The sequence below is a fragment of the Roseateles albus genome, from assembly GCF_028595345.1.
Classification (GTDB): Bacteria; Pseudomonadota; Gammaproteobacteria; order Burkholderiales; family Burkholderiaceae_C; genus Paucibacter_A; species Paucibacter_A albus.
The window spans coordinates 102375-127509 of record NZ_JAQQXT010000003.1 but is presented as its reverse complement, the minus strand read 5'-3'; the positions used below and the strand labels follow the sequence as shown (position 1 = coordinate 127509).

Annotated in this window: 26 protein-coding genes and 1 tRNA gene; 8 read left to right on the top strand and 19 right to left on the bottom strand. The window is 62.8% G+C overall.

Annotated elements, in window-relative coordinates; translation table 11 throughout:
• Positions 1-35: 35 nt before the first annotated feature.
• Entirely contained in the window at positions 36-368 is a 333-nt protein-coding gene (locus PRZ03_RS05890) for a DUF6172 family protein (protein ID WP_273599441.1), read from the top strand.
• 47 nt (positions 369-415) lie between these two features.
• On the opposite strand, the gene PRZ03_RS05885 is transcribed toward PRZ03_RS05890, so the two are convergent.
• The 13 genes from PRZ03_RS05885 to PRZ03_RS05825 form a co-directional block, all read right to left on the bottom strand.
• Positions 416-1591 carry an acyl-CoA dehydrogenase gene (locus PRZ03_RS05885; protein WP_273599440.1) on the bottom strand — a complete coding sequence of 392 codons (1176 nt, stop codon included), beginning with the start codon at positions 1589-1591 and terminating at the stop codon, positions 416-418.
• Between the two features lie 16 nt (positions 1592-1607).
• Complete coding sequence (locus PRZ03_RS05880; RefSeq protein WP_263533285.1) at positions 1608-2027, bottom strand: RidA family protein; 420 nt, start codon at positions 2025-2027, stop codon at positions 1608-1610.
• Entirely contained in the window at positions 2024-2470 is a 447-nt protein-coding gene (locus tag PRZ03_RS05875; protein WP_273599439.1) for an acyl-CoA thioesterase, read from the bottom strand. The genes PRZ03_RS05880 and PRZ03_RS05875 overlap by 4 nt, the downstream gene beginning before the upstream one ends.
• A gap of 16 nt (positions 2471-2486) precedes the next feature.
• A complete protein-coding gene (locus PRZ03_RS05870; protein WP_273599438.1) occupies positions 2487-4109 on the bottom strand; it encodes an AMP-binding protein in 1623 nt (540 codons plus the stop codon).
• Positions 4106-5257 carry an acyl-CoA dehydrogenase family protein gene (locus PRZ03_RS05865; RefSeq protein WP_276595201.1) on the bottom strand — a complete coding sequence of 384 codons (1152 nt, stop codon included), beginning with the start codon at positions 5255-5257 and terminating at the stop codon, positions 4106-4108. The genes PRZ03_RS05870 and PRZ03_RS05865 overlap by 4 nt, the downstream gene beginning before the upstream one ends.
• Positions 5258-5368: 111 nt before the next feature.
• Positions 5369-6223: an enoyl-CoA hydratase family protein gene (locus PRZ03_RS05860; protein ID WP_273599437.1), complete on the bottom strand. Its 855-nt coding sequence runs from the start codon at positions 6221-6223 to the stop codon at positions 5369-5371.
• Positions 6220-6729, bottom strand: a complete 510-nt coding sequence (locus PRZ03_RS05855) for a MarR family winged helix-turn-helix transcriptional regulator (RefSeq protein WP_273599436.1) — start codon at positions 6727-6729, stop codon at positions 6220-6222. The genes PRZ03_RS05860 and PRZ03_RS05855 overlap by 4 nt, the downstream gene beginning before the upstream one ends.
• Positions 6729-7511 (bottom strand): SDR family NAD(P)-dependent oxidoreductase, encoded by a 783-nt coding sequence (locus PRZ03_RS05850; RefSeq protein WP_273599435.1) that lies wholly within the window; start codon positions 7509-7511, stop codon positions 6729-6731. Before PRZ03_RS05850 ends, PRZ03_RS05855 begins: the two co-directional genes overlap by 1 nt.
• On the bottom strand, positions 7508-9823 hold the full coding sequence (locus PRZ03_RS05845) for a bifunctional salicylyl-CoA 5-hydroxylase/oxidoreductase (RefSeq protein ID WP_273599434.1): 2316 nt from the start codon (positions 9821-9823) through the stop codon (positions 7508-7510). Before PRZ03_RS05845 ends, PRZ03_RS05850 begins: the two co-directional genes overlap by 4 nt.
• Positions 9824-10039: 216 nt before the next feature.
• Positions 10040-10129, bottom strand: a tRNA-Ser gene (locus PRZ03_RS05840).
• Between the two features lie 90 nt (positions 10130-10219).
• Positions 10220-11515, bottom strand: a complete 1296-nt coding sequence (gene serS / locus PRZ03_RS05835; protein WP_273599433.1) for a serine--tRNA ligase — start codon at positions 11513-11515, stop codon at positions 10220-10222.
• Positions 11516-11600: 85 nt separating this feature from the next.
• Positions 11601-12587: a 4-hydroxy-3-methylbut-2-enyl diphosphate reductase gene (gene ispH / locus PRZ03_RS05830; RefSeq protein WP_273599432.1), complete on the bottom strand. Its 987-nt coding sequence runs from the start codon at positions 12585-12587 to the stop codon at positions 11601-11603.
• 1 nt (position 12588) lies between these two features.
• Positions 12589-13032, bottom strand: coding sequence for an FKBP-type peptidyl-prolyl cis-trans isomerase (locus tag PRZ03_RS05825; protein WP_263533294.1), 444 nt, complete (start codon positions 13030-13032; stop codon positions 12589-12591).
• Positions 13033-13129: 97 nt separating this feature from the next.
• Here PRZ03_RS05825 and radC point away from each other — a divergent pair, with 97 nt between their 5' ends.
• From radC to PRZ03_RS05810, 3 genes are read left to right on the top strand one after another with little or no spacing between them, the layout of a single operon-like run.
• The gene (radC, locus tag PRZ03_RS05820) at positions 13130-13804 is read left to right on the top strand and encodes a RadC family protein (protein ID WP_273599431.1); all 675 of its coding nucleotides are present in this window, start codon (positions 13130-13132) and stop codon (positions 13802-13804) included.
• Positions 13801-14457: a Smr/MutS family protein gene (locus PRZ03_RS05815; RefSeq protein WP_409993930.1), complete on the top strand. Its 657-nt coding sequence runs from the start codon at positions 13801-13803 to the stop codon at positions 14455-14457. The genes radC and PRZ03_RS05815 overlap by 4 nt, the downstream gene beginning before the upstream one ends.
• 31 nt (positions 14458-14488) lie before the next feature.
• Positions 14489-14887 carry a group II truncated hemoglobin gene (locus tag PRZ03_RS05810; RefSeq protein ID WP_273599430.1) on the top strand — a complete coding sequence of 133 codons (399 nt, stop codon included), beginning with the start codon at positions 14489-14491 and terminating at the stop codon, positions 14885-14887.
• Between the two features lie 39 nt (positions 14888-14926).
• Here PRZ03_RS05810 and PRZ03_RS05805 read toward each other — a convergent pair whose 3' ends face one another.
• Together PRZ03_RS05805 and PRZ03_RS05800 are read right to left on the bottom strand one after the other, a co-directional pair.
• On the bottom strand, positions 14927-15763 hold the full coding sequence (locus PRZ03_RS05805; protein ID WP_263533298.1) for a MinD/ParA family protein: 837 nt from the start codon (positions 15761-15763) through the stop codon (positions 14927-14929).
• Positions 15760-16440: a GGDEF domain-containing protein gene (locus PRZ03_RS05800; protein WP_273599429.1), complete on the bottom strand. Its 681-nt coding sequence runs from the start codon at positions 16438-16440 to the stop codon at positions 15760-15762. The genes PRZ03_RS05805 and PRZ03_RS05800 overlap by 4 nt, the downstream gene beginning before the upstream one ends.
• A gap of 259 nt (positions 16441-16699) precedes the next feature.
• On the opposite strand from PRZ03_RS05800, the gene PRZ03_RS05795 reads away from it, so the two are divergent.
• The 4 genes from PRZ03_RS05795 to PRZ03_RS05780 all read left to right on the top strand — a co-directional run bounded on the left by PRZ03_RS05795 (position 16700) and on the right by PRZ03_RS05780 (position 21344).
• Positions 16700-17551: a CheR family methyltransferase gene (locus PRZ03_RS05795; protein ID WP_273599428.1), complete on the top strand. Its 852-nt coding sequence runs from the start codon at positions 16700-16702 to the stop codon at positions 17549-17551.
• A gap of 55 nt (positions 17552-17606) precedes the next feature.
• Positions 17607-18281, top strand: a complete 675-nt coding sequence (cheD, locus tag PRZ03_RS05790; protein WP_409993929.1) for a chemoreceptor glutamine deamidase CheD — start codon at positions 17607-17609, stop codon at positions 18279-18281.
• A 27-nt stretch (positions 18282-18308) separates the two neighbouring features.
• Positions 18309-19421, top strand: a complete 1113-nt coding sequence (locus PRZ03_RS05785; protein ID WP_263533301.1) for a protein-glutamate methylesterase/protein-glutamine glutaminase — start codon at positions 18309-18311, stop codon at positions 19419-19421.
• Positions 19422-19544: 123 nt separating this feature from the next.
• Positions 19545-21344, top strand: a complete 1800-nt coding sequence (locus tag PRZ03_RS05780; RefSeq protein WP_273599427.1) for a GGDEF domain-containing protein — start codon at positions 19545-19547, stop codon at positions 21342-21344.
• An 8-nt stretch (positions 21345-21352) separates the two neighbouring features.
• Here the strand turns inward: PRZ03_RS05780 and hemW are convergent, their stop codons facing one another.
• The 4 genes from hemW to PRZ03_RS05760 all read right to left on the bottom strand — a co-directional run bounded on the left by hemW (position 21353) and on the right by PRZ03_RS05760 (position 25005).
• Positions 21353-22603 (bottom strand): radical SAM family heme chaperone HemW, encoded by a 1251-nt coding sequence (gene hemW / locus PRZ03_RS05775; protein WP_273599426.1) that lies wholly within the window; start codon positions 22601-22603, stop codon positions 21353-21355.
• A gap of 74 nt (positions 22604-22677) precedes the next feature.
• Positions 22678-23292, bottom strand: coding sequence for an RdgB/HAM1 family non-canonical purine NTP pyrophosphatase (rdgB, locus tag PRZ03_RS05770; RefSeq protein WP_273599425.1), 615 nt, complete (start codon positions 23290-23292; stop codon positions 22678-22680).
• Between the two features lie 5 nt (positions 23293-23297).
• Complete coding sequence (rph, locus tag PRZ03_RS05765; RefSeq protein WP_273599424.1) at positions 23298-24035, bottom strand: ribonuclease PH; 738 nt, start codon at positions 24033-24035, stop codon at positions 23298-23300.
• Between the two features lie 10 nt (positions 24036-24045).
• Complete coding sequence (locus PRZ03_RS05760) at positions 24046-25005, bottom strand: PP2C family protein-serine/threonine phosphatase (RefSeq protein ID WP_273599423.1); 960 nt, start codon at positions 25003-25005, stop codon at positions 24046-24048.
• Between the last annotated feature and the right edge of the window lie 130 nt (positions 25006-25135).

Sequence of the window (25135 nt, the reverse complement as noted above, 5' to 3'; positions counted from 1 at the left end):
CACGCCACAGCGCTTGCGCTCACCCAAGGCAAAACATGAAAAAAACATTCCAATTACAAGTTGAAGGCAAGCATCCGGACCGTCTGCTGGAAGCCATCAAGCATGAAATCCGCAAGTACATCAAGCGCGAGCAGAACAAGGCCCGCCCCGTGGGCGTGGACTTCTGGGACTTTGATTGCCGCTTCGGCAGCAGCGAAGCCACCGCCGCGGTGATTGAATTCGCCGACATCACCGCGCGCATCAATGCCTACGCGGCCGACAAGGCAGATGCCTTCTACCTGGAACTGCTGGCCAAGCCGGGCGTGAAGAAGCCCCGCCCGCCGGCTCCCGCGCCCATCGCTGAAACCGACGACACATCGGACGCGTAGAGCCGCTTAACCGGCTCCAAAGCCGCTCAATCAGTTGGGGTCGGAGCTTAGAAAGCCGCGATCCCCGTCATCGCCCGGCCCAGGATCAGCGCATGGATGTCATGCGTGCCCTCGTAGGTGTTGACCACCTCCAGGTTGACCAGATGGCGGGCAATGCCGAACTCGTCCGAGATGCCGTTGCCGCCCAGCATGTCGCGGGCCGTGCGGGCAATCTCCAGTGATTTGCCGCAGCTATTGCGCTTCATGATCGAGGTGATCTCCACCGCCGCCGTGCCTTCGTCCTTCATGCGACCCAGGCGCAAGCAGCCCTGCAGGCCCAGCGTGATCTCGGTCTGCATATCGGCCAGCTTCTTCTGCACCAACTGATTGGCGGCCAAAGGCTTGCCGAACTGTTTGCGGTCCAGCACATATTGGCGCGCCTTGTGCCAGCAGTCCTCGGCCGCACCCAAGGCGCCCCAGGCGATGCCGTAGCGGGCGCTGTTCAGACAGGTGAACGGGCCCTTGAGGCCGCGCACCTCGGGGAAGGCGTTTTCCTCCGGGCAGAAGACCTCGTCCATCACGATCTCGCCGGTGATGGACGCACGCAGGCCGACCTTGCCGTGGATGGCAGGCGCCGTCAGGCCTTTCCAGCCCTTTTCCAAGACAAAGCCGCGGATCTGACCGCCATCATCCTTGGCCCAAACCACAAACACATCGGCCACCGGGCTGTTGGTGATCCACATCTTGGAGCCCGTCAGCGAATAGCCACCAGGGACCGCCTTGGCCCGCGTGATCATGGAACCGGGGTCGGAACCATGGTTGGGCTCGGTCAAGCCGAAGCAGCCTATCCGCTCGCCCGTGGCCAGTTTGGGCAGGTATTTCTGCTTGGTCGCCTCGTTGCCGAAGTCGTTGATGGGCACCATCACCAAGGAACTTTGCACACTCATCATCGAGCGGTAGCCGGAATCGACCCGCTCCACTTCACGGGCAATCAAGCCGTAGGCCACATAGCTCAGACCCGGCCCGCCGTACTCGGGCGCAATCGTGGGGCCCAGCAGGCCGATGGCGCCCATCTCGCGGAAGATCTCAAGGTCGGTGCGCTCGTGCCGAAAGGCCTCGAGCACGCGCGGTGTCAGGCGGTCCTGGCTATAAGACGCGGCCGCGTCGCGGATCATCCGTTCCTCGTCGCTGAGTTGCTCGTTCAATAGCAGCGGGTCGTCCCAATGAAATGTGGCTTTGCTCATGATTTATTCCTGTCTCTCAAGCCGGTAAAACCGGTAAAACGGCCGTCACTTCGATCTCGACCTTGGCCCTATCTTCCATCAGACCGGCCACCACCACCGCCGCCATGGCGACACCGTACTCGGCCCCCATCACCTCGCGGTAGACCTGACCGACCTCGCGGCCGCGCGCCTGGTACTCTTTCTTGTCCAGCAAATACCAGGTCATGCGCGTCATATGAGCGGGCGTGGCACCGGCCTCTTGCAGGATGGCCTTGATATTCAGCAGCGTCTGGCGCACCTGGTCAATGAAATCATCGCTATCGAACTGGCAGGCGCTGTTCCAGCCGATCTGGCCGGCAACGAAGACCGTGCGGCCGCTCGCCGCCACACCGTTGGCGTAGCCGCGCGGCTGCGCCCAGCCAACGGGCTGCAAAACTTGTTTGTTTGTTGCACTCATACTGCTGCTCCTGTGGCTCGCTCCAATGCGGCACGTAAATCGGGGGGAAAGGGCTGCGCCTTGTGTGTGTCCAGCGAGGTACAGACCAAGACCTGCTCGAAAGCGACCCGGCAGCCATCTTCATCGTTGTTGGCGCCGTCGAACTGCAGCGTCAGCCCCAGTGAGCTGCGGCCAAGCTTGTTGATGGCGATGCGCTGCGTCAGCAAGTCACCCATGCGGCTGACCCGCTTGAAATCTGCGCTCAAGCGTACCGAGGGCATGCCGACGCGGCGCGGCCCCAGCAATTGCGCATAGTCGACGCCCAAGCCCTGGGTGAACCAGTCCTCCACCAGCGCATTGAGCATCTCGAAATAACGCGGATAGAACACGATGCCGGCGGGGTCGCAGTGGCCGAAGCGCACCAACTCCTGGCGCTCAAAAATCCATGGCTTACTGATCATCATGGCTCAGGCCTTTTTTTCACTTATCGTCGGGCAGGCGCAGGCGAAAGCGCTGCAGCTTGCCGGTTTCGGTGCGCGGCAGGCTGGCCCTGAATTCGATCGCCCGCGGGTATTTGTAGGGCGCAATGCTCGCTTTGACGAAGTCTTGCAGCTCTTTGGCCATCTCCGGGCTGGGCTCAATGCCCTGCCGCAAAACCACCGCCGCCTTGACGATCTGGCCACGCTCCTCGTCGGCCACGCCGATCACCGCACATTCCGCCACCGCCGCATGAGCCAGCAAGGCCGATTCCACCTCGGGGCCGGCGATGTTGTAGCCGCCCGAGATGATCATGTCGTCGGTGCGCGCTTGGTAGATGAAATAGCCCTCGGCGTCTTGAAGATAGGCGTCGCCGGTCAGGTTCCAGCCGTTCAAAACGTAGCCGGCCTGGCGCGCATCGGCCAGATAACGGCAGCCGGTCGGCCCCTTTACGCCTAAGCGGCCCACCTGGCCCGCAGGCAAGACCTGACCCTCGTCGCCCAAGATACAGGCCCGGTAGCCCGGCACCGGCAGACCCGTCGCGCCGGGCTTGGCATGCTGCTCGTCATGCGAGATAAAAATATGCAGCAACTCGGTGGCGCCGATGCCGTCGATCAACTCGATACCGCTGCAATCTTTCCAGAGCTTGCGCGTCGCCGCCGGCAGCGCCTCGCCGGCGCTGATGCATTTGCGCAGGCTGCTGAGGTCGTGCTGAGCCACCGACGGCGCCATCGCCCGGTAGGAAGTCGGCGCCGTGAACAAAATCGTGGCACGGTACTGGGTGATCGCGGGCAGCAAGGTCTCCGGCGAGGCTTTTTCAAGCAGCACGGCCGAGGCGCCCACGCTCATCGGGAACAACACCAAGCCGCCCAGGCCAAAGGTGAACGCCAGCGGCGGGCTGCCGATGAAGATGTCGTCGGCTTGAGGCTTGAGCACATGGCTGGGCCAGCAGCGGCAAATTGCCAGCACATCACGGTGGAAATGCATGGTGCCCTTGGGCGCACCGGTCGTGCCGGAGGTAAAGGCAATCAGGCAGCAGTCATCGGCGGCGGTGTCGACATTGCTGAACTCGCTGCTGTGACCGGCAGCACGGGCCTCCAGCCCATCGCTTGCCTCGCTATGAAAGTGCACCACGCTGCGCAGTTGCGGGCAGGCAGGCAAGGCCGCCGCTAACTCTTGTGCCAGACGGACATCACACAGCGCATGGCTGACCTCGGCCTTCTGTATCACCTGAGTCAACTCTTTGGCGCGCAACAAGGGCATGGTCGCCACCGCCACCGCGCCGGCCTTTTGCACCGCAAACCAGCAAGCCACCATCTCCGGCGTGTTGGCGCCTCGTAGCAAGACCCGGTTACCGGGCACGACGCCCATCTCGGAGTGCAGCACATGGGCGATCTGGTTGGCGCGGGCTTGCAGATCGGCGTAGGTCCAGCGCGAGCCGTCCGAGCCTTGCAGGCACAGGCGATCGCCTTGCCCGCTGGCGATCCACTTGTCCAAGAGCTCGGTTGCGCAATTGAGGCGGTCTGGGAACTGCAGCTCCGGCAGCTCAAAGATCAGCTCGGGCCACAGCTCAGTAGGCGGCAGGTTGTCACGCGTGAAAGTATCAAGATGCGCTGAAGTAATCATTTAAGGAGATCCCGTCCAATGATCAGTTGCTGCACCTCGCTGGCACCTTCATAGATGCGCAAGGCACGGATTTCGCGGTAGAGCGACTCCACCATTTCGCCGCTCTGCACACCGCGCCCGCCAAAAAGCTGCACGGCCGCATCGATGACGCGCTGGGCGCCCTCGGTCGCCATCAGCTTGGCCATGGCCGCCTCGCGGGTCACGTTCTGGCCCTGATCGCGTTGCCAGGCGGCCCGGTAGACCAACAAGGCCGAGCTGTCCACCGTGCAGGCCATCTCGGCCAATTTCGCCTGCGTCAGCGGCAGCTCGGCCAGGGTCGCCCCGAACATCTTGCGGCTTTTTGCCTGCTGCAGGCCTTCTTGCAGCGCACGGCGCGCAAAGCCCAAAGCAGCAGCAGCCACCGAGGTGCGGAACACATCGAGCGTGCGCATCGCCACCTTGAAGCCCTCGCCGGGCGCGCCAATCATCTGGCTCTTGGCGACACGGCAATGGTTGAAGCGCAACCTGGCCAAAGGGTGTGGCGCGATCACTTGGATGCGCTCGGCAATCTCGAAGCCGGGCAGGCCGGCATCAACAATGAAGGCTGAAATGCCGCGCGAGCCGGGAGCTTCGCCCGTTCTGGCAAAAACCACATAGAAGTCGGCAATGCCGCCATTGGAGATCCAGGTTTTTTCACCGTTCAAGACATAGCTGTCGCTATCCTCGACCGCCGCGCACTGCATGGCCGCCACATCGGAGCCGGCGTCAGGCTCGGACAGCGCGAAAGCGGCCAGCGCCCTGCCCTCGGCAACCGCCGGCAAGTAGCGCTGACGTTGAGCGTCCGTGCCCGCCAACGAAATCGCACCCGAGCCCAGGCCCTGCATTGCAAAAGCAAAATCGGCCAGGCCGTTGTAGCGGGCCAGCGTCTCGCGCAAGATGCAGATGGCGCGGGTGTCAATCACCTCGGCCGAGCCGCCCAGCGCTTTTCCAGCGACAGCATGGCTCAACCACCCGCCTGCCCCAAGAGCCTTGACCAGACCAATGCACTCCGCATCAAGGTCATGGCCATGTGCCGCCTGCAGATGCTCCGCACACCAGGCATCCAGCTCTGTTGCCAGCTGGCGATGTCTGGGTTCGAAGAAAGGCCATTCCAGATGTTTGAGATGCATGATTAGCTTCCCGACGGGCCGTCCCAAGGGGAGCTGCGCCCCCGGGCCGATGAAAAGGCACGTGCCGAGCCTTTGGGGCAGTGAACGAAAGTGAACGTGGGGGTCAACATCTCAGTCCCCCTTGAACTCGGGCCGCTCTTTGGCCACAAAAGCCTCATAGGCGCGGTGAAAGTCCTGGGTCATCATGCAAATCGCCTGCGCCTGCGCCTCGGATTCGATCGCCTCGTCCACGCCCATGGCCCATTCCTGATGCAACATTTTCTTGGTCATTGCATGGCCAAAGCTGGGGCCGCTGGCGATTTGCTGCGCCCAATCAAGGGTCTCTTGTAACAAAGCCTCCGGTTCCACCAGTCGGTTCAGAAAACCCCAATTGAGGCCCTCTTCGCCGCCCAGGCTGCGCCCGCTGTAGAGCAGGTCCGAGGCTCGGCCCTGGCCAATAATGCGCGGCAAAATCGCGCAAGCGCCCATATCACAGCCGGCCAAGCCGACCCGGCTGAACAAGAACGCGGTCTTGGAGCGGGCCGTGCCGACGCGCAAATCCGAGGCCATGGCCACGATCGCCCCAGCACCCGCGCAGACCCCGTCGATGGCCGACAGCACCGGCTGCGGGCAGGCCCGCATCGCCTTGACCAAGTCCCCCGTCATGCGCGTGAAGGTCAGCAAGTCAGGCATGCTCATCTGCGTCAGAGGCCCAATGATTTCATGCACATCGCCGCCCGAGCAAAAGTTGCCGCCCGCGCCTTGCACGACGATGGCACGCACCTCGTCCACAAGCACAAGCCGGCGGAACAGATCGCGAAGCTCGGCGTAGGAGTCAAAGGTCAAGGGATTCTTGCGCTCGGGGCGGTTCAGCGTGATCACGCCGACCGCGCCATGCTGGGCCCAGCTGAAATGCTCGGGTGCGAAGTCCGCCAGGCTTTGCCGGTTGCCGGCCAGCAAATGGCCGTCCATCTTGCGTTGATTCATTGCGATTTCTCCTTGGGCGCGGCCGCATCCACCGCAGCCAAATTTGTCAAATGAGACTTCAAGCCCGCCAGCAGGCCATGGACCTGACTCTTTTCTTCTGCTGACCAGCCGGCCAGCAGCTCAATCACCCATTGCTCGTGAGTGCTGGCCATGCGCTTGAATTGCTGCTTGCCGGCGAGCGTCAACTTGACCGTGAAGGAGCGCCGGTCGCTGGGGCGCGCCTCGCGCACGACCAGGCCCTCAAGCTCCAGCTGATCGGTGATGCCGGTGATATTGCCGCCGGTCACCATCAAGCGCTTGGACAGCTCGCGCATGGCGAGGCCGTCCGGGTTGCGCTCCAACTGCGCCAGCAAATCAAAGCGCGGCAAGGTGGTGGCAAATTCTTGGCGCAAGCGGTTGCGGATCACCCCCTCGATGCGGTTGGTGCAAGTCAACAGACGCAGCCACAGGCGCAGAGCCTGGTGGTCATCCGCGCTGGCACGCGACTCCAAATCGAGTTCTTCCATCACAACATCAACTCGCCGCCGCAAACGGCAATGGCCTGGCCCGTCACCGCGCCGCTGCCGCGCTGCGCCAGCCACAAGACCGTGTCGGCCACTTCTTGCGGCTGCACCAGCCGGCCCTGCGGGTTGGCGGCCACCAGTTCGGCGCGTGCCTCATCTGTGCTGCGACCGGTCTTACTCGCGATATTGTCCAGCGCGCGAGCAACGATGTCCGTCTCGGTATAGCCCGGGCAGACCGCATTGACGGTCACCCCTTTTTTGGCGAACTCCAGGGCCATCGTCCGGGTCAGGCCCAGCACGCCATGTTTGGCCGCGCAATAGGCGGCCACATAGGCGTAACCGGTTAGTGCCGCGGTGCTGGCCACATTGATGATGCGGCCGAAACCGCGATCGCTCATGCCGGCCACCACCTCGCGCGAACACAAAAAAGTGCCGGTAAGGTTGACATTGAGCATCGCCTGCCACAGCGCCAGCGAGGTTTTGGCCAGGGGCGCGGTTTCGACCTGCCCTGCGTTGTTGACCAAGATGTCGACGGCGCCGATTTGCTCGAAAGCCACCTTGACGCTGGCCTCGTCCGCCACATCCAGCACGCACACATCGACTTGGCCAAATGGGGCAAGCGCCGCAGCTTGGCCCTGCAGCTTGTCGAGACTGCGCCCCAACAAGCTGACCCTGGCCCCCGCCGCCACGAGGCGCTGCGCAACCGCAGCGCCTATGCCGCTGCCGCCGCCGGTTATGGCCGCATGCAAGCCACTCAAAGCCAGTGCCGACGTAACTGCGCTCATACGACCCCCTCCTCTTTTTTTGCCGGCTGGGCCAGCGCTCGCTGGCGCTCGAACTCCTTTTCCAGCTGCGGCTTGGCTGACAGGTATTGCAGCGGCCAGTCCAGGCCCGCCGGGCCTTGGTAGCCAATACGTGCGGCCTCGCTCAGCGTCCAGGCGGGGTTGGCCAGATGCGGGCGGGCCACGGCGCAAAGATCGGCGCGGCCGGCGGCGATGATGCTGTTGACATGATCGGCCTCGGAAATGGCGCCGACCGCGATCGTCGCAATACCGACCCGGTTGCGAATATTTTCGGAAAACGGGGTCTGCCACATGCGCCCGTAGGTCGGCTTCTCCAGCTTGCTGACCTGACCCGAAGACACATCGATCAAGTCCGCACCGGCGGCCTTGAAGGCGGCCGCGATCAGCACCGCATCCTCAGGCGTGGTGCCGCCAATCACCCAGTCATGGGCAGAAATACGCACCGACATGGGCTTGTCGGCCGGCCACAGCGCCCTCATCGCCTTGAACACCTCGAGTGGATAGCGCAGGCGGTTCTCAAGCGTGCCGCCGTATTCATCGCTGCGCTGATTCGTCAGCGGCGAGACAAAGCTGGACAGCAAATAGCCATGCGCGCAATGCAACTCCAGCCAGTCAAAGCCGGCCTGCGCTGCGCGCTCAGTAGCGGCGCAGAAGTCGGCCCGCACGCGGTCCATATCGGCGCGCGTCATGGCGCGCGAGGTCTGGCTGACGCCGGCCAGATACTGCTGCGGCGAGGCGGAGATCAGGGGCCAATCCAGCCCCGCGCCCAAAGGCTGATCGATGCCCTCCCAGCCGCGTCGCGTCGAGCCCTTGGCGCCGGCATGGCCGAGCTGAATGGCAATCTTGGCGCTGCTGTTTTTATGCACAAAGTCAACGATGCGGGTCCAGGCGGCGCCCTGCTCGTCGCTGTACAGGCCCGGGCAGCCGGGTGTGATGCGAGCGTCGGCCGAGGGACAGGTCATCTCGGCAAACACCAGGCCCGCGCCGCCGGCTGCGCGCGCGCCCAGATGCATCAGGTGATAGTCGCCGGGCAGGCCGTCCACACAGGAATACTGCGCCATCGGCGACACCACCACGCGGTTTTTCAGGGTCAGGCCGCGCAAGCTGAAGGGTGTGAACATAGGCGGAACAGCCTGGCCACCCGCCAGCCAAGCCTCGAAGCGCGCCACATAAGCGGCATCTCGCAGGCGCAGATTCTCATGCGAGATGCGCTGCGAACGGGTGAGCAAGGAGTAGGCAAACTGCTCGGGCGCGAGCTGGGCGTGGCGGGCAACGTTCTCGAACCATTCGGTTGAGTTGCGCGCCGCGTTCTGGATCCGCAATACCTCGATGGAGCGGCTGGCCACATAACGCGGCAAAGCGACGTCCAAATCATCCTGGGCGTCGCCGATATCCCGGGCCAGCGCAATCGCATCCTCAAGTGCGAGCTTGGTGCCGGAGCCGATCGAGAAATGCGCGGTGTGGGCGGCGTCGCCCATCAAAACCACTGGCGCTCGTCCATTGTGATGCACCCAGTTTTTGCAAACCACGCGGGGGAAACGAATCCATTGCGCCGAGCCGCGCAAGTGCGAGGCGTTGGAGATCAGCTTGTGACCCTCCAGCACCTTGGCGAACAGGCGCTCACAAAAAGCGATGCCCTCTTCCTTGCTCATGGCCTCGATGCCGGCCGCTTCCCAGACCGCCTGCGGCGCCTCGACGATAAAGGTCGAGGTCGTGTCATCGAAGCGATAGGCATGGGCCTGGAACCAGCCCCACTCGGTCTGCTGAAAGTCGAAGGTAAAGGCCTCGAACAGCTTGGCCGTACCAAGCCAGACAAAGCGACATTGGCGCAGATCGATATCGGGTTGATAGGTGGCCGCGTACTTCTGGCGCACACGGCTGTTGAGTCCATCGGCGGCGATGATCAGGTCGGCGTCCAAGCCCTCATCGTCCTGCACATCGCTCTCATAGCGCAGGTCCACACCCAGCTCAACGCAGCGGGCCTGCAAGATATTCAAGAGCTTCATGCGGCCAATGCCGCAAAAGCCGTGCCCCCCCGAGCGCATGGTGCGGCCATTGATATGGACCTCGATATCGTCCCAATGGTTGAAAGCATCGAGGATCTGCCCGGCGGTCTTGGCGTCGGCCTCGCGCATCGCAGTCAGCGTCTGGTCCGAGAACACCACGCCCCAGCCAAAGGTATCGCCGGGCTTGTTGCGCTCGAACACCGTAATCTCATGCGCCGGGTTCTGCTGCTTCATCAGCAGCGCGAAATACAGGCCGGCTGGGCCCCCACCGATACAGCTGATGCGCATTGCTCTGACCTCGAAGATCTGCTGGAATGCGAGCAACTTTAGGTGTTAATAGTTTAGATGTCAAACAATCAAAAGCTTGAAGCAACTGGGGTGTGATACCTCGACCCCAAGAAATCGCCGCTAACGACAGAGATCTCAACCGCCTTTCCTGATGATGGGCGGGATGATGAGTAGAAACGCAAAACGGGCCGCTAGGGCCCGTTTTTACGTACTACTTGGAGGAGAGGGGGGGATTCGAACCCCCGAGGCGTTTGACCGCCCGCCTGATTTCGAGTCAGGTACATTCAACCACTCTGCCACCTCTCCGGTATTCTGGTGCTCGCAGTGGTTAGTTTGCGAGTAAGCCGACTAGTATAGCTGAATTTTTAGCTCACACAATACTTGTCGGCTTTTTTATCAGGCACGCAAGATTTCCAGGCCACCCATATAGGGGCGCAAAGCCGTCGGTACGGTGATGCTGCCATCGGCGTTTTGGTAGTTCTCCAGCACAGCCACCAAGGTACGACCCACCGCCAAGCCGGAGCCATTCAAGGTGTGCACCAACTCGTTCTTGCCCTGCGCATTTTTGAAGCGAGTTTGCATGCGGCGCGACTGGAAGGCTTCGCAGTTGGAGCATGAGCTGATTTCGCGGAAAACGCCCTGCGCCGGCACCCAGACTTCCAGGTCATAGGTCTTGGTAGAACCAAAGCCCATGTCGCCGGTACACAGCGTCAGCACGCGGTACGGCAGCTCCAACTTCTGCAGGATGGCCTCGGCATGGCCGACCATTTCTTCCAGCGCTTCATAGCTCTTATCCGGGTGCACGATCTGCACCATCTCGACCTTGTCGAATTGGTGCTGGCGAATCAGGCCACGTGTGTCACGCCCCGCACTACCCGCTTCGGAACGGAAGCAGGGGCTGTGCGCGGTCAGCTTGATCGGCAAGTTAGCCACGTCAAGGATTTGCTCGCGTACCGAATTGGTCAGAGAAATCTCGGCGGTGGAGATCAGGTATTGCTCTGCGGCCTCGTCGTCGCCGCCGCGCAAAACCCAGAACATGTCTTCCTTGAACTTGGGCAGCTGGCCCGTGCCTTCGAGCACCTCGCGGTTGACGATATAGGGCGTGTAGCACTCGGTGTAGCCATGTTCTTCGGTCTGGGTGTCCAGCATGAACTGGGCCAGCGCGCGGTGCAGGCGGGCTATTTTGCCGCGCATGAAGCTGAAGCGCGAGCCGCTGAGCTTGGCGCCGGTGTCGAAGTCGAGGCCCAGCGCGGCGCCAAGATCAACATGATCACGCACTTCGAAGTCGAAGGTCCGAGCAGTGCCCCAACGCCTAACTTCCACATTACCGCTCTCGTCGGAGCCCACCGGCACGCTCTCGTGCGGCAGATTGGGCACGCTCATCAGCATGCTGCCCAGCTCTTGCTGGATGACGTCGAGTCGGTCGGCCGCGGCCTTCAAGTCATCGCCGATACCGCCCACTTCGGCCATCACGGCCGAGGCATCTTCGCCCTTACCCTTGAGCGTGCCGATTTGCTTGGACAAGGTGTTGCGCCGGCTCTGCAGCTCTTCGGTGCGCATCTGCACACCCTTGCGCTCGTTTTCCAGAGCCACATAACGCTCAATGTCCAGGAATGTTTGTGGGGTCTTGCGGGTGCTCAGACGCGCGACGACGGCGTCGAGGTCCTTGCGCAGCAGGGTAATGTCTAACATGGTGCTTCCTTGTACTTGCAGGATTCGGTAAAAAGGCAGAGCGGCGCCTGTCGCTGGCGCCGTGGCAGCATTCTTGGCTCTGGGATCAGGATCGAGAAGCGCTGCCGAGCTCGGCCATGGACTTGTCACCCAGGCCCTTGGGCAGCGGGAAGCGCACATGTTCCTCCACACCGGGCAGGCTGCGCACCGTGGTGGCGCCCAGCTCGCGCAGGCGTTGGATCACCGCCTGCACCAGCACATCGGGCGCCGAGGCGCCGGCCGTTAGGCCGACGCGGGCGCGACCTTCCAGCCATTCAGGCTTGAGGTCATCGGCCGCATCCACCATGTGACCGGGTGTGCCCAGGCGCTGAGCCAGTTCGGCCAGGCGATTGCTGTTGGAGCTGGTCGGACTGCCAACCACGATCACCACATCCACCTGCGGCGCCAAGACCTTGACCGCGTCTTGGCGGTTTTGCGTGGCGTAGCAGATGTCTTGCTTCTTGGGCTCGCGCACTTGCGGGAAATGCTTTTTCACCGCCAGCAATATCTCGGCCGCATCGTCCACGCTGAGCGTGGTTTGCGTGACCACGGCCAGTTTGGCCGGATCCTTGACACGCACATGGGCCACATCGCCCACTTCTTCCACCAAATAGATGCCTTCGCTGAGCTGGCCCATGGTGCCCTCGACCTCGGGGTGGCCCTTGTGGCCAATCATGATGAACTCGTAACCCTCGCGGTGCAGCTTGGCCACTTCCACATGCACCTTGGTGACCAAGGGGCAGGTCGCATCGAAGACCTGAAAACCGCGCTCTGCGGCCTCGGCACGCACAGCTTGACTGACGCCATGCGCGCTGAACACCAGCGTGGCGCCAGGCGGCACCTCGGCCAGGTCTTCAATGAAGATGGCGCCGCGCGACTTCAGATCGTTGACGACATAGGTGTTGTGCACGATCTCGTGGCGCACATAGATCGGCGAGCCGAACTTCACCAGCGCACGTTCGACGATCTCAATCGCGCGGTCCACGCCGGCGCAAAAGCCTCGCGGCTCGGCCAGCAAGACCTCTTGCGGGTTTGACAACAGGGCGTCGCTCATCTCACAGCACCCCGATCACATGGACTTCAAAGCTGACCGGCTGGCCGGCAAGCGGGTGGTTGAAGTCGAACAGCAACCAATCGGAGCCGACTTCGCGCACGCTGCCGGCATAGCTGCTCTGCCCGTCCGGCGTTGGGAACTGGATCACGTCGCCGACGCTGTATTGCTCGTCCGGGTCACCCAGCTCATGCAGCAGGCTCAGCTTGACGCGCTGCAGCAGCTGCGGGTTGTGATCACCAAAAGCTTCGCCCGGGGCCAGCTCGATCTGCGTGCGCACGCCCTCGGCCATGCCCATCAGCCTGGCCTCGATAGCGGGCGACAACTGCCCACTGCCCAGCGACAAAGTTGCGGGTTTATCGGCAAAAGTATTGATCACATCGCTGCCGTCGGGACCGGCCAAACGGTAGTGCAAGGTCAAAAAGGATCCGGCTTGGATGAGATTCATGGGGACAATGGTGGCTAGACTGAGCGGATTTTAGGGCCACTGCAGGCGCGACCCGCGCCCCCTTCACGGAACAAGCCCACCGAACTGCCGTTTTCTCATGCCCCTGACCCACCTGCCCCCCGACGCCAGACCGCGCGAAAAGCTGCTCGCGCGCGGCCCGCAAGCGCTGGCTGACGCCGAGCTGCTGGCGCTGCTGCTGCGAACCGGCATTGCCGGCACGCCGGTGCTGCAACTGGCGCAAAACCTGCTCGACCAATTTGGCGGCTGGCATGGTTTGCTGCACGCTGGCGTGAGTGACTTGGCCAAAGTCAGAGGCTTGGGGCCGGCCAAACGGGCCGAAATCGCCGCCGTGCTGGAGATCGCGCGCCGCTCCTTGTTGCAAGAACTGGCGCAGCGCCCGGTATTCGACGCACCCGACGCCGTCAAGCAATTCATCCGCCTCAAACTGGCCGGCCTGACGCACGAAATCTTCGCCGTGCTGTTTCTGGACGCGCAGCACCGGCTGATTGCGATGGAGGAAATGTTTCGCGGCAGCCTCACCCAGACTTCGGTCTACCCCAGAGAAGTGGTCAAACGCGGGCTGGACCTGGGCGCTGCCGCCGTGATCTTGGCGCACAACCACCCGTCCGGTGTGGCCGAGCCCTCGCGCTCGGACGAACTGTTGACCCAGGCCCTGAAAGCAGCCCTGGCCCTGGTCGATATGCGCGTGCTCGACCATCTGGTGGTCGGCTCGGGCGAAGTGATTTCAATGGCCGAACGAGGGCTGATGTGAAGCCGGCCCCAACCCCAACGCTGCACAGTCTGCAAGAACTCAAAGTTTTTCAGCGCGAACTGGCCCAGCGCCGCCAAGCCGCAGAAGAACAAGCCGCGCGCCTGGCCGCAGCGGCGCGGGCCGCGGACCAGGAACGGCGCCTGTTCGAGCTCAGCGTGGGCGCCATCACGCCGCTGACCGTGCAAGCGCAAGCCCCGCAGCACAGGGTCCTGCCTCGGCCCGAGCCGCTGCAGCGCGAGGCCGATGAGCGCTTGGTGATGCAGCAGGCCTTGTCGGATGATTTCGACGTCGAATCCCTGCTGGAAACCGACGACAGCCTGTCCTTTCGGCGGCCCGAAATCAGCCAAGAAGTGCTGCGCAAGCTGCGCCGGGGTCATTGGAGCTTGCAGGCCCAGCTTGATTTGCACGGACTGCGCACCGACCAAGCACGCGAGGCGCTGGGGAGCTTTGTACAGGACTGCGCCCGACGCGGCCTGCGCTGCGTGCGCGTCGTGCACGGCAAGGGTCACGGCTCACCCGGCCGCGAGCCGGTCTTGAAGGCCCGTGTGCGGCGCTGGCTGGTGCAAAAGCAGCAGGTGCTGGGCTTTGTGCAGGCGCGTGCCAGCGACGGCGGCAGCGGCGCGCTGATGGTCTTGCTTCAACAGGTGGATTAGCACGACGGCGAGCCCCGCCGACAATAGGCCCATGCAAGACAACTCCCCCACTCTCAGCCTGTTTGATCTGCTCGGCAACGAGGCCGGCATCCGCCGCCTGGTCGATGCTTTTTATGACCATATGGATCTGGACGAGCAATTCACCTTGATCCGAGCGCTGCACCCGGCCGATCTGGGCGGCTCGCGCGACAAACTGCATTGGTTTTTGTGCGGTTGGTCGGGCGGGCCGGATCTCTACATCGAGCGCTTCGGGCACCCGCGCTTGCGGGCGCGCCACCTGCCCTACTCGATCGGCATTGCCGAGCGTGACCAATGGCTAATCTGCATGAGCCTGGCGATGCAAGACAGCGGCATCGAAGCCGGGCTGCAGCAGCGGCTGGCGGAGTCCTTCCATGCCACCGCTGACTGGATGCGCAACCGGGGCGCTTGAACGTGCCTCTTGCGCGGTGCTCGGCCGCCGGCTGAGCTCTCAGGCCAGCAGCTTGTTGGCCAGGGCCTTGATGGCCTGTGCGGCGTCGCTGCCTGGGTAATGCTCGAGCACCAGTTGGCGCTTGAGCACCGCTTGGCGCACGGTCTGGTCATTCTTGACCTCGCCCATCAATTCCAGCTTGAAGGGGTGACCCGGCTGCGAGCCGACAAAGCGTTGCAAGACCTGTTGCAGCTGACCGCAGATCAGCTTGCCTTCGCCGACCCGATTGGCCTGATTGACCAGCAAGCCCACTTCGCGGCGGCCTTGCTGCGTAGCCAGCACCTTGATGGTGGCATAGGCGTCGGTCAGGGAGGTCGGCTCTGGCGTGGCGACCACCAAGACATCGGCGGCCATCGAAATCGAGAACAGCACGACATCCGAGATGCCGGCGCCGGTATCGAGCAACACCCAGTCAAAACGCGGCTTGACCAGCTCCAGAATGTGCAGCAATTTGTCGCGCACATCCGGGGTCAGACGCGAATACTCGACCATGCCGGAGCCCGCCAACAGCACCGAGAAACCACAAGGGGCCGGCAAAATCGCCTGCTCCAGCGTCGCCTTTTCGGTGAACACATCGTGCAGCGTCAGTTTGGGGTGCAGGTTCAGCACCACGTCCAAGTTGGCCAGGCCCAGATCGGCGTCCAAGACCAGCACTTTTTGCCCACGCATGGCCAATGCAGCGGCCAGATTGGCGGTGACGAAAGTCTTGCCCACGCCGCCCTTGCCACTGGTGACGGCCAGCGTGCGAGCGCCACCTTTACCCGTCACGGGGCGGGATGAGCCCGGCGAGAAAGCGCCAGCGCCAGGTACAGCAGGATCTGTTGTTGTCGTACTCATTCACTGTCCTGTTGCGTTACTGCAAACAACATGCCCTTTTCCTCGGCACTGACCAAGGACTCAATTTGTGTCTCAAGGCAGGCACGGTTACGCCCCTCGGCCTTGGCGCGGTAGAGCTGCCGATCGGCACGCTCCATCCACAACAGCGACGACGAGCGCACCCACTGCGGCGCAAAAGCACCGCCCAAGCTGATCGTTACCGCCAAAATCTGCCCCGAGGCCACCTCGACGCGCAATTCAGAGACTCGCTCACGCAAGCGCTCGGCCACCATCGCGCCAAAACTCGCGGCGCATTTGGGCAGCACGATGCCAAATTCTTCGCCCCCGACACGGGCCACCGTGTCCATCGGCCGCACCACTTGGTTCAGGGCACCGGCCACGGCCTTGATGACCAAGTCACCGGCCGCATGGCCGTAGGTGTCGTTGACGGCCTTGAAATGATCGATGTCCACTGCCAGCAACAGCGCCGACTCGCCCGAGCGGGCCACCCGGTCCACCTCACGCGACAAAGCCATCTCGAAACTGCGCCGGTTGACCAGGCCCGTCAGGGCGTCCTTGCTGGACAAATCGCAAAGAGCGTCGATCACGCCCTGAACCCAGATCTCGCTATAGGGCTCGGCCTCGGGCAGCAAGGCTCCGGCCTGCTGCAAGAGCTGCAAGGCCAGGTCGAGCTGCAAGAGGCGAGCATCGAATGGAGGGGATTGGGAGCTTGAATCCAAGGTATTCCAAGGTGTGCCAAGGTGTTTGAAGGCCAGTACAAGCCTGGTGCGAAGCCAGTCTAGCAGCACAAAAACTCGCCCCAGCATGCAAACAAGCCTGTGTTGATGGGCCTGTTTGCTCTATGCTGACAAGCGCTCTCGGGCCAAACTTGCCGCCAGAGCAAAATCAGATCCCGGCTCATTCAGAGCTGACCCGAACAACAAGCGAGCCCAACACATGTCCACTGCACCAAGCGCCTCAGGCGCAGAAGTGATTGACCACGAGTTCGGTTTTAGCCGGACCGACTTTGACCGTGTGCGTGAGCTGATTTACAAGCATGCCGGCATCAGCTTGCATGAAGGTAAGCATGCGATGGTTTACAGCCGTCTGTCGCGCCGCCTGCGTGATACCGGTCACAAGTCTTTCTCCGCCTATTTGCAGTGGCTGGAAAGCTCTACCGGCGCCCAAAGCACCCAGGAGTGGCAGGAATTCGTCAACTGCCTGACCACCAATCTGACCTCGTTCTTCCGCGAGGAGCATCATTTCCACGCCTTGATCGACGACCTCAAGCCGCTGACCGGCAAGCCCGTCAGGATTTGGTGCTGTGCAGCATCCACCGGCGAGGAGCCCTATTCGATCGCCATGACTTGCAGCGAGGCACTTGGCGCCAATGCGCAGGTGCAGATCAGCGCGAGCGACATCGACACCAATGTGCTCAACACCGCCAAACGCGGCGTCTACAACGCCGACGCTCGCGGCCTGGACCAGACCCGGCTGCGCAATTTCTTCATGCGCGGCACCGGCGACAACGCCGGGCGCATTCGCGTCAAGCCGGAGTTGCAGCGCTGGATCGACTTCCGCTCCTTGAATCTGATGGATACGCAGTGGTCGTTGGGAGAGCCCTTTCACATTGTGTTTTGCCGCAATGTGATGATTTATTTTGATCCGCCAACGCAGCGCAAGGTCTTGGAACGCATTCACAAGGTGATGCGACCGAACGGGCTTTTGTTTGTTGGGCATTCGGAGAACTTCACCGAGTCCAAAGATTTGTTCCGCCTGCGTGGCAAGACCATCTACGAGCGCGTCTGATGTCAGGCGCTGTCGAAACCCCTCAGTCAGCAGCCTCGCGGCAAGCCCAAAACAAATGAGCACCTCCCCCGCCTCCACCGGTGCCGGCTCCGGCTCGATGTTATCCAGCAGCCCGGGTGCCGCCAGGGTCAACCAGCTGAAGTCCATGCCGCGCAAAAACGGCGAGGCTTCCTTCTTTTTCTACGACGCACATTTCAAGAACGCGGCCGTCAAGATCTTGCCGGGCGAGTATTTCGTCGACAACGAAGACATTCTGGTCATGACCACGCTGGGCTCATGCATTGCGGCCTGCCTATGGGACCGGCACGCGCAGATCGGCGGTATGAATCATTTCATGCTGCCGGAGGGCAGCGGGGATTCTGGCCGTTATGGCTCGTTTGCGATGGAGCTCTTGATCAATGAAATGATGAAGCGCGGCGCTGCCAAAAGCCGCATGGAAGCCAAGATTTTTGGCGGCGGCGCCGTGATTGCCGGCATGAACACCATCAACGTCGGCGAGCGCAACACCAACTTCGTGATCGACTATCTGAAGACCGAACGGATTCCCATCGTCTCCAAAGACGTGATGGACATTTACCCGCGCAAGGTCTGCTTCCTGCCGCACAGCGGCAAGGCCATGGTCAAGCGTTTGGCTCCGGCCAACACCGACGCCTTGGTGCAACAAGACCGCGCCGCCGCTCAGAAGGCTCAACCGGTTGTCGCCACGGGCGGCTCGGTCGATTTGTTCTGAGCCCCCACTCGCTAGGAGAAGTATTCGATGGCCAAAATCACTGTTGTGGTGGTGGATGACTCGGCGCTGGTGCGCAGCATCCTGACCGAAATCATCAACCGCCAACCCGATATGGAATGCATAGGCGCTGCGGCCGACCCGCTGCTGGCGCGCGAAATGATCCGCTCGCTCAACCCCGATGTCATCACCCTGGACATTGAGATGCCCAAGATGGACGGGCTGGACTTTTTGTCACGCCTGATGCGTCTGCGGCCGATGCCGGTGGTGATGGTGTCCACGCTGACCGAGCGCGGTGCCGAGGTGACCATGAAGGCCTTGGAGCTGGGCGCGGTGGACTTTGTCGCCAAGCCCAAGATCGGCGTGGCCGATGGCATCCGCTTGCTGGCCGATGACATCACCGACAAGATCCGCATCGCCTCAAAAGCCCATATCCGGCGCAGCCATGCGGCGATCGCGCCCGCTGCAGCCACCGGCGGCGGCGCCCACGCCGGCGTTAGCGCACCGGCCAAGCCGGTGACCATGGCCAGCTTGGGCAGACTGTCGACCGAAAAAATCATCTTCATCGGCGCGTCCACCGGCGGCACCGAAGCGACCAAAGATGTCTTGATCAACCTGCCAGCCGATTGCCCTGCGGTGGTCATCACCCAGCATATGCCGCCCGGCTTCACCAAGAGCTATGCGGCGCGGCTCGACAGCCTGTGCCGGATTCGCGTCAAGGAAGCGACCGATGGCGAGCGGATTCTGCCGGGCCACGGCTATATCGCCCCCGGTGGCTTTCACCTCAGCGTGGAGCGCTCCGGCGCGAACTACATCGCGCGAGTGCAAGACGGCGAACCGGTGAATCGCCACAAGCCCTCGGTCGAAGTCTTGTTCAATTCCGCCGCGCGCGTGGTGGGGCAAAACGCACTGGGCATCATGCTGACCGGCATGGGCGCGGATGGCGCCAAGGCGATGAAGGTCATGAAAGATGCCGGGGCCTATAACTTCGTGCAGGACGAGGCGACTTGCGTGGTCTTCGGCATGCCGCGCGAAGCGATTGCCGCCGGAGCGGCGGACGAAGTGTTGCCGCTGCCGCAAATTGCCACGCGCTTGATCGAGCGCCTGCGCAGCACGGCCGGCATGTCGATGAATCGCGTCTAGGAGCGCCTGCCTAGCACGACTGGTCATAACCGGCCGCGGGCAATTTGTCACGGGCCAGCCATTTGTGTTTCAAACGGTGCGCCGTTTCGTGGCGCTGTCATAGTCGGCAGACAAGATGCCGGCATGACGACCTTGATCTACCCTGCCCCCAGCCGCAGCCTTGAGCGCCCCGCCCCACTGCGGGTTCAGACGCTGATCTCCGAAGACCTGTTGACCACCTTGTTCCAGCCAATTGTGCAGCTGGACTGCGGCTTGATCTACGGTCACGAAGCGCTAGTGCGCGGACCTGCTGGCAGCGCCTTGGAATACCCCGACGCCCTCTTCGCCGCCGGTCGCCGCGAAGGCCTGACGGTAGAGCTAGAGGTGCGCTGCGCGGCCCAAGCTTTGAAAGATTGGAGTCGGCACAAGCTCGGCGGCCGATTACTGATCAATATGAGTGCCGCTGCCCTGACCCACGCGCTGCATGACGAACAGGGGCGTGGCGGCCTGTTCAGCGATGAAGCTTTTGGCGTGGCGCCGGGCAGCATCATGATCGAGCTGACCGAACATGAGCGCGTCACCGATATCGAGAGCCTGCGCCGCGCCATCACCGCCTTGCGCCGCCAAGGTGTGGGCATCGCGCTGGACGACTTCGGCGACGGGCGCTCCTCGCTGCGCTTGTGGTCCGAGATTCAGCCCGACATCGTCAAGATCGACAAGTACTTTAGCCATGACCTGCCGGCCCACGCCGAGAAGCTGCAGACCTTCCGCGCGCTGCTGCAACTGGCCGAGACCTTCGGCGCGCAGCTGATCGCCGAAGGCATCGAGAGCGCCGAGGAACTGCGCGTCCTGCGTGATCTGGGCGTGACCTTCGGCCAAGGTTGGTTGATTGGCCGTCCCAGCCGCGAAGGTGCAACTGAAGCCCTGCCGGGCGCTCGCACAGTGCTGGCCAGCAGCGACATCGCCGTGCTGCCCGAGCTGCGCCGCGCGTCGAGCAATGGCGTTACGGCCGAGCGCTTGATGATGGAAGCCGTGACTGTGCGCGAAGATGCCAGCCATGAGCAGCTGTTCCGCCTTTTCAACGAACATGAGCAGTTGCACGCGATCGCCGTGCTCAATGCAAAGGATGAGCCGGTCGCCTTGGTGGACCGCAGCCAGTTCATCAACCGCTGGGCCAAGCCTTTCTTCAACGATTTGTATGGTCGCCACGCCTGCACGCTGTTCGCCAACCCATCGCCCCTGATCGTCGACGCCGACACCGGCATCGAGGCCTTGACCACGGTGCTGACCTCGGCCGATCAGCGCTATCTACGGGAAGGTTTCATCATCACGCGCGAGGGCCGCTACCTGGGCCTGGGCACGGGCGAACAACTGGTGCGTTCGGTCACCGAGGCGCGCATTGAAGCGGCGCGCCACGCCAACCCCCTGACCTTTTTGCCCGGCAATATTCCGATCAGCCAGCACATCGGCCGCCTGTTGACCAGCGGGCGCGGCTTTGTGGCCGCCTATGCCGACCTGAACCATTTCAAGCCCTTCAACGACGAGTATGGCTATTGGCGCGGCGACGAGATGATCCGCCTGGTCGCGCGCGTGGCCAGCAGCCATTGCGACAGTCAGCGCGACTTTCTCGGCCATGTCGGTGGCGACGACTTTGTGATGCTGTTTCAAAGCGACGATTGGGAGCTGCGCTGCGAGCAAATCGTCACGCGCTTCAATGACTTGGCGCGCAATCTCTTCGACGCCGCCGCGCTGCAAGCCGGTGGCATCATGGCCGAAGACCGCCACGGCGATATGCGCTTTCACCCCTGCACCACGCTGAGCATTGGCGCGGTGCAAATAGCACCGGGCACCTTGCAGCGGCCAGAGCAAGTGGCCAGTGCCGCCGCCACTGCCAAGCGCCATGCCAAGCATGAGCAGCTCAGCGTGTATGTGATGGCCGCTTAAGCACTCGATCAGGGTGCCAGAAACAGCTCCTGCAAATCATTGAGGAAATCAAAACCGCGCGGTGTGGCGGCCAAGCGGGCCGCGTCCGGCTCCAGCAAACCCTTGGCGCGCGCAGCATCAAGCGCCTTTGCGATGCTGGACGGCGGCAGGCCGGTGCGCTCCAGGTAGGACGTCAGCGGCACGCCCTCACGCAGGCGCAGGGCATTGAGCATGAATTCAAACGGCAAGTCAGCACGGCTGACCTCGCTCTCGTTCGACACAGCCACACCCTCAGCTGCCTTGCTCATATAAGCGGCCGGCTCGCGCCAACGCACTTGGCGCAAGACCCGGTGCGGGAAGGACAGCTTGCTGTGCGCGCCAGCACCAATACCAAGATAGTCGCCGAACTGCCAATAGTTCAGATTGTGCGCGCAGCGGTGTCCAGCACGCCCAAAGGCCGACACTTCATAACGCTCCAGCCCCATGGCGCCGGTGCGCGCCGTGATCAGGTCCAGCATCTCGCTGGCCAGATCGGCATCGGGCAGCTGTGCGGGCGGCGCCGTCGCAAATCGGGTATTGGGCTCGATCGTCAGGTGATAGACCGACAGATGCGGCGGCTTGAATGCCAGAGCGGTGCTCAGCTCAGCGTCAAGCTGCGCGAGGGTCTGCCCGGGCAAGGCGTACATCAAGTCAATATTGAAGGTATCAAACGCCTGCGCGGCTTCAGCTATCGCCGCTTTGGCTTGCTCGGCGCTGTGGATGCGGCCCAAGGCCTTCAGCTTGGCATCATCAAAGCTCTGCACCCCGATAGACAAACGCGTCACGCCGGCAGCACGAAAGCCCTTGAAGCGGTCGCGCTCGAAGGTGCCGGGGTTGGCCTCCAGCGTGATCTCGCAGCCCGGCTCCAGGGGCAGGCGCGCGCGCAGATCGGAGATCAGCTCGGCAATCTGCTCGGGCGCAAACAAGCTGGGCGTGCCGCCGCCGATGAAGATGCTGACCACCGGCCGACCCCAGATCAAGGGCAGTGCCGCTTCCAGATCCAGGCGCAAGGCGGCCAGATAGGCGCGCGCCGTCTCCACCGACAGCTGGGTGCTGACAGGTGCAGTGCCTGCGGACGCCAAGGGGATGACCTTGCCGTTCGGCCCCGGCAATTCATGCGAATTGAAGTCGCAATATGGGCATTTGCGCAGGCACCAAGGCAGATGCACATACAGCGACAGCGGCGGCAAAGCGGCCAAGCTCAAGGTGCCGGGCCGCATCATATGCAGGACATCAGCCATGGCGCAGGGCCTTCCCCAACATCGGCTGCGTCACCTGAGGGGACAGCCCACGAAATGGGCGTGGGGGCTTGATGTCAGCCAAGATGCCAGGCCTCACGCATTTGCCGCACCAAGTCTGCCGACGCCAGGGCCCGGTGACTTTGGGCATTCTTCTCGGCCGCACTGAGTTGCGCGACGCTGCGACCCAAGGCGGGAATCCACATCAAGGGGTCATAGCCGAAACCGGCTTCGCCCGCCAGGGCCGGCAAGATCTGACCCTGCCAGCGGCCCAGGGCGATCAAGGGTTCGGGGTCGGCCGCATTGCGCACCGCGACCAGCGCACACACAAAGCGCGCGCCACGCTGGTCGGGTGCGGCAAAGCTGGCCATCTGCTCCAGCAGCACGCGGTTATTGTCCGCATCCGACTTTGCTTGGCCGAACAGCGTTGCATAGCGCGCCGACAGCACGCCGGGGGCTCCTGCCAAGGCCTCGACCGCCAGGCCGGAGTCATCGGCCAAGGCCGGCAACCCGCTCAGCCGGGACGCATGCCGCGCCTTGGTGAGGGCGTTTTCGACGAAAGTCTCAAACGGCTCCTCCGCCTCAGGAATGCCGAGCGAGCCCTGCGTTAGCAAGTTGACGCCCAGGGGCGCGAACAAGGCCTGCAGCTCAGCAAGCTTTTTGGCGTTGTTGGAGGCCAGTACCAAATCCATGGCGATCAGATCCCTAAGGCGCGGCGTTGCGCAGCCAACAAATCAGTGATGCCCTGCTCGGCCAAGTCCAGCAGCGCATTCATTTCTTGGCGGCTGAAAGCGACGCCCTCGGCCGTGCCTTGCAGCTCGACAAAGCCACCGGCGGCGGTCATCACCACATTCATATCGGTATCGCAGGCCGAGTCTTCGGTGTATTCGAGGTCCAGCAAGGGCACTCCGCCCACGATGCCGACCGAGATCGCCGCCACCGCGTCGCGGATCGGCGACTGCGTGATCTTGCCTTGCGCCAGCAGCCAAGTCACCGCGTCATGGGCAGCCACATACGCGCCGGTGATGGCGGCCGTGCGGGTACCACCGTCGGCCTGAATCACGTCGCAGTCAAGCGCGATCGTGCGCTCGCCCAACAAGCTCAGGTCAAACACGCAGCGCAGCGAGCGGCCAATCAGGCGCTGAATTTCTTGTGTGCGGCCGCTTTGCTTGCCACGTGCAGCCTCACGGTCGCTGCGCGTATGGGTCGCGCGCGGCAACATGCCGTATTCAGCCGTGACCCAGCCCTGGCCAGAGCCGCGCTTGTGCGGCGGTACTTTTTCTTCCACCGAAGCGGTGCACAAAACTTTGGTGCCGCCAAATTCGATCAGCACCGAGCCTTCGGCATGGCGGGTGTAGTTGCGGGTGATGGTCACAGCGCGCAAGGCATTGGGCGCACGGCCGCCGGCGCGGGCAGCATTCAATTCAACAGTCATCGATTTTCTTTCAGGATTTCTTCTTGGCCGTGCTCTCGTTGGCGCGGGCTCGTTCATTGCCGAGGCGTATGGCTTCCTTGATCTCTCGCACCGAGCGATCGATCTCAGCCTCGTCCATCTCGAATCTGCGGTCCGCGCTATCCGGTACTTCGCGACCCTGGATCGTCGAGGCAAAGCCTTGGTCTTCGAGCGCTTGGGTGGACACTGCGACGGAATCTTCGCCGGCGTCCGGCTCGCCAATGCCGTCCCATTCCAGCGCCAGCACGGTCACGTTGTCGCAACGCGGGCCCCCATTGCGCAGCGCCTGCTCGACCAACTCGGGCACCGCATCAGAGATCGGCCGAGTAGCGAGTTGTTCCGTGATGATGTCGTCGGTGACCGTGCCCCATAGCCCGTCCGAGCACAGCAGCAAACGGTCGCCCGCTTCCAGCAACATGGGCCCGTGGATATCAATCATCGGCTTGCCCGGACTGCCCAGACAGGTAAACAGCACGTTACGGTTGAAGCCCTCGGCGCTTTGCGGCAAACGCCCCAAGGCGGCTTGCAGTTCGATATAGGAGTGATCGCGCGTACGGGCAATCAGCTTGGAGGCGCGCACGAGATACAAACGCGAATCACCGCAATGCGCCCAATAGGCTTTGCGGCCTTGCAGCACGCAGGCGACGATCGTGGTGCGCGGCGTGTCCGACATGCCTTTGTCGGCCGCATAACGCAGCAGTTGCTGCTGCGCGATCAGAATCGCGTCTTGCAAAAATGCCGCCGGATTGGCCAGCGCCGGTTTGGCCTCGCGCTGAAAGATCGCCGCCAAGGTCTGCAAGGCCAGCTGCGCGGCCACCTCGCCCTCCGGGTGTCCGCCCATGCCGTCGGCCAGCGCGAACAGACCGGCCTCACGGGTGTAGCAATAACCCATGCGGTCTTCGTTCTTCTCGCGCCCGCCGCGACGGCTGACCTGGTAGGTGGTGAATCTCACGAAAGCCTCCGACGGGCCGCCCCGAGGGGGCTTTGCGCCGGCAGCGGGACGCTGCCGGCCTTCATGGCGTCCAAGTCGACGCAGGTCGACTCGGAGCCGCGCCATTCAGCCCCCTCGGGGGGCAGCGAAC

Excerpts from the sequence above, each read along its gene's own strand:
- cheD (WP_409993929.1), top strand. The coding sequence starts at position 17,607 with ATGAGCACCTCCCCCGCCTCCACCGGTGCCGGCTCCGGCTCGATGTTA.
- PRZ03_RS05780 (WP_273599427.1), top strand. The coding sequence starts at position 19,545 with ATGACGACCTTGATCTACCCTGCCCCCAGCCGCAGCCTTGAGCGCCCC.
- ispH (WP_273599432.1), bottom strand. The coding sequence starts at position 12,587 with ATGAGCGACGCCCTGTTGTCAAACCCGCAAGAGGTCTTGCTGGCCGAG.
- PRZ03_RS05855 (WP_273599436.1), bottom strand. The coding sequence starts at position 6,729 with ATGGAAGAACTCGATTTGGAGTCGCGTGCCAGCGCGGATGACCACCAG.
- PRZ03_RS05880 (WP_263533285.1), bottom strand. The coding sequence starts at position 2,027 with ATGAGTGCAACAAACAAACAAGTTTTGCAGCCCGTTGGCTGGGCGCAG.
- PRZ03_RS05860 (WP_273599437.1), bottom strand. The coding sequence starts at position 6,223 with ATGAATCAACGCAAGATGGACGGCCATTTGCTGGCCGGCAACCGGCAA.
- PRZ03_RS05885 (WP_273599440.1), bottom strand. The coding sequence starts at position 1,591 with ATGAGCAAAGCCACATTTCATTGGGACGACCCGCTGCTATTGAACGAG.
- PRZ03_RS05890 (WP_273599441.1), top strand. The coding sequence starts at position 36 with ATGAAAAAAACATTCCAATTACAAGTTGAAGGCAAGCATCCGGACCGT.
- radC (WP_273599431.1), top strand. The coding sequence starts at position 13,130 with ATGCCCCTGACCCACCTGCCCCCCGACGCCAGACCGCGCGAAAAGCTG.
- PRZ03_RS05825 (WP_263533294.1), bottom strand. The coding sequence starts at position 13,032 with ATGAATCTCATCCAAGCCGGATCCTTTTTGACCTTGCACTACCGTTTG.
- rph (WP_273599424.1), bottom strand. The coding sequence starts at position 24,035 with ATGACTGTTGAATTGAATGCTGCCCGCGCCGGCGGCCGTGCGCCCAAT.
- rdgB (WP_273599425.1), bottom strand. The coding sequence starts at position 23,292 with ATGGATTTGGTACTGGCCTCCAACAACGCCAAAAAGCTTGCTGAGCTG.
- PRZ03_RS05785 (WP_263533301.1), top strand. The coding sequence starts at position 18,309 with ATGGCCAAAATCACTGTTGTGGTGGTGGATGACTCGGCGCTGGTGCGC.
- PRZ03_RS05810 (WP_273599430.1), top strand. The coding sequence starts at position 14,489 with ATGCAAGACAACTCCCCCACTCTCAGCCTGTTTGATCTGCTCGGCAAC.
- PRZ03_RS05875 (WP_273599439.1), bottom strand. The coding sequence starts at position 2,470 with ATGATGATCAGTAAGCCATGGATTTTTGAGCGCCAGGAGTTGGTGCGC.
- serS (WP_273599433.1), bottom strand. The coding sequence starts at position 11,515 with ATGTTAGACATTACCCTGCTGCGCAAGGACCTCGACGCCGTCGTCGCG.
- PRZ03_RS05850 (WP_273599435.1), bottom strand. The coding sequence starts at position 7,511 with ATGAGCGCAGTTACGTCGGCACTGGCTTTGAGTGGCTTGCATGCGGCC.
- PRZ03_RS05795 (WP_273599428.1), top strand. The coding sequence starts at position 16,700 with ATGTCCACTGCACCAAGCGCCTCAGGCGCAGAAGTGATTGACCACGAG.
- hemW (WP_273599426.1), bottom strand. The coding sequence starts at position 22,603 with ATGGCTGATGTCCTGCATATGATGCGGCCCGGCACCTTGAGCTTGGCC.
- PRZ03_RS05865 (WP_276595201.1), bottom strand. The coding sequence starts at position 5,257 with ATGCATCTCAAACATCTGGAATGGCCTTTCTTCGAACCCAGACATCGC.
- PRZ03_RS05805 (WP_263533298.1), bottom strand. The coding sequence starts at position 15,763 with ATGAGTACGACAACAACAGATCCTGCTGTACCTGGCGCTGGCGCTTTC.
- PRZ03_RS05870 (WP_273599438.1), bottom strand. The coding sequence starts at position 4,109 with ATGATTACTTCAGCGCATCTTGATACTTTCACGCGTGACAACCTGCCG.
- PRZ03_RS05845 (WP_273599434.1), bottom strand. The coding sequence starts at position 9,823 with ATGCGCATCAGCTGTATCGGTGGGGGCCCAGCCGGCCTGTATTTCGCG.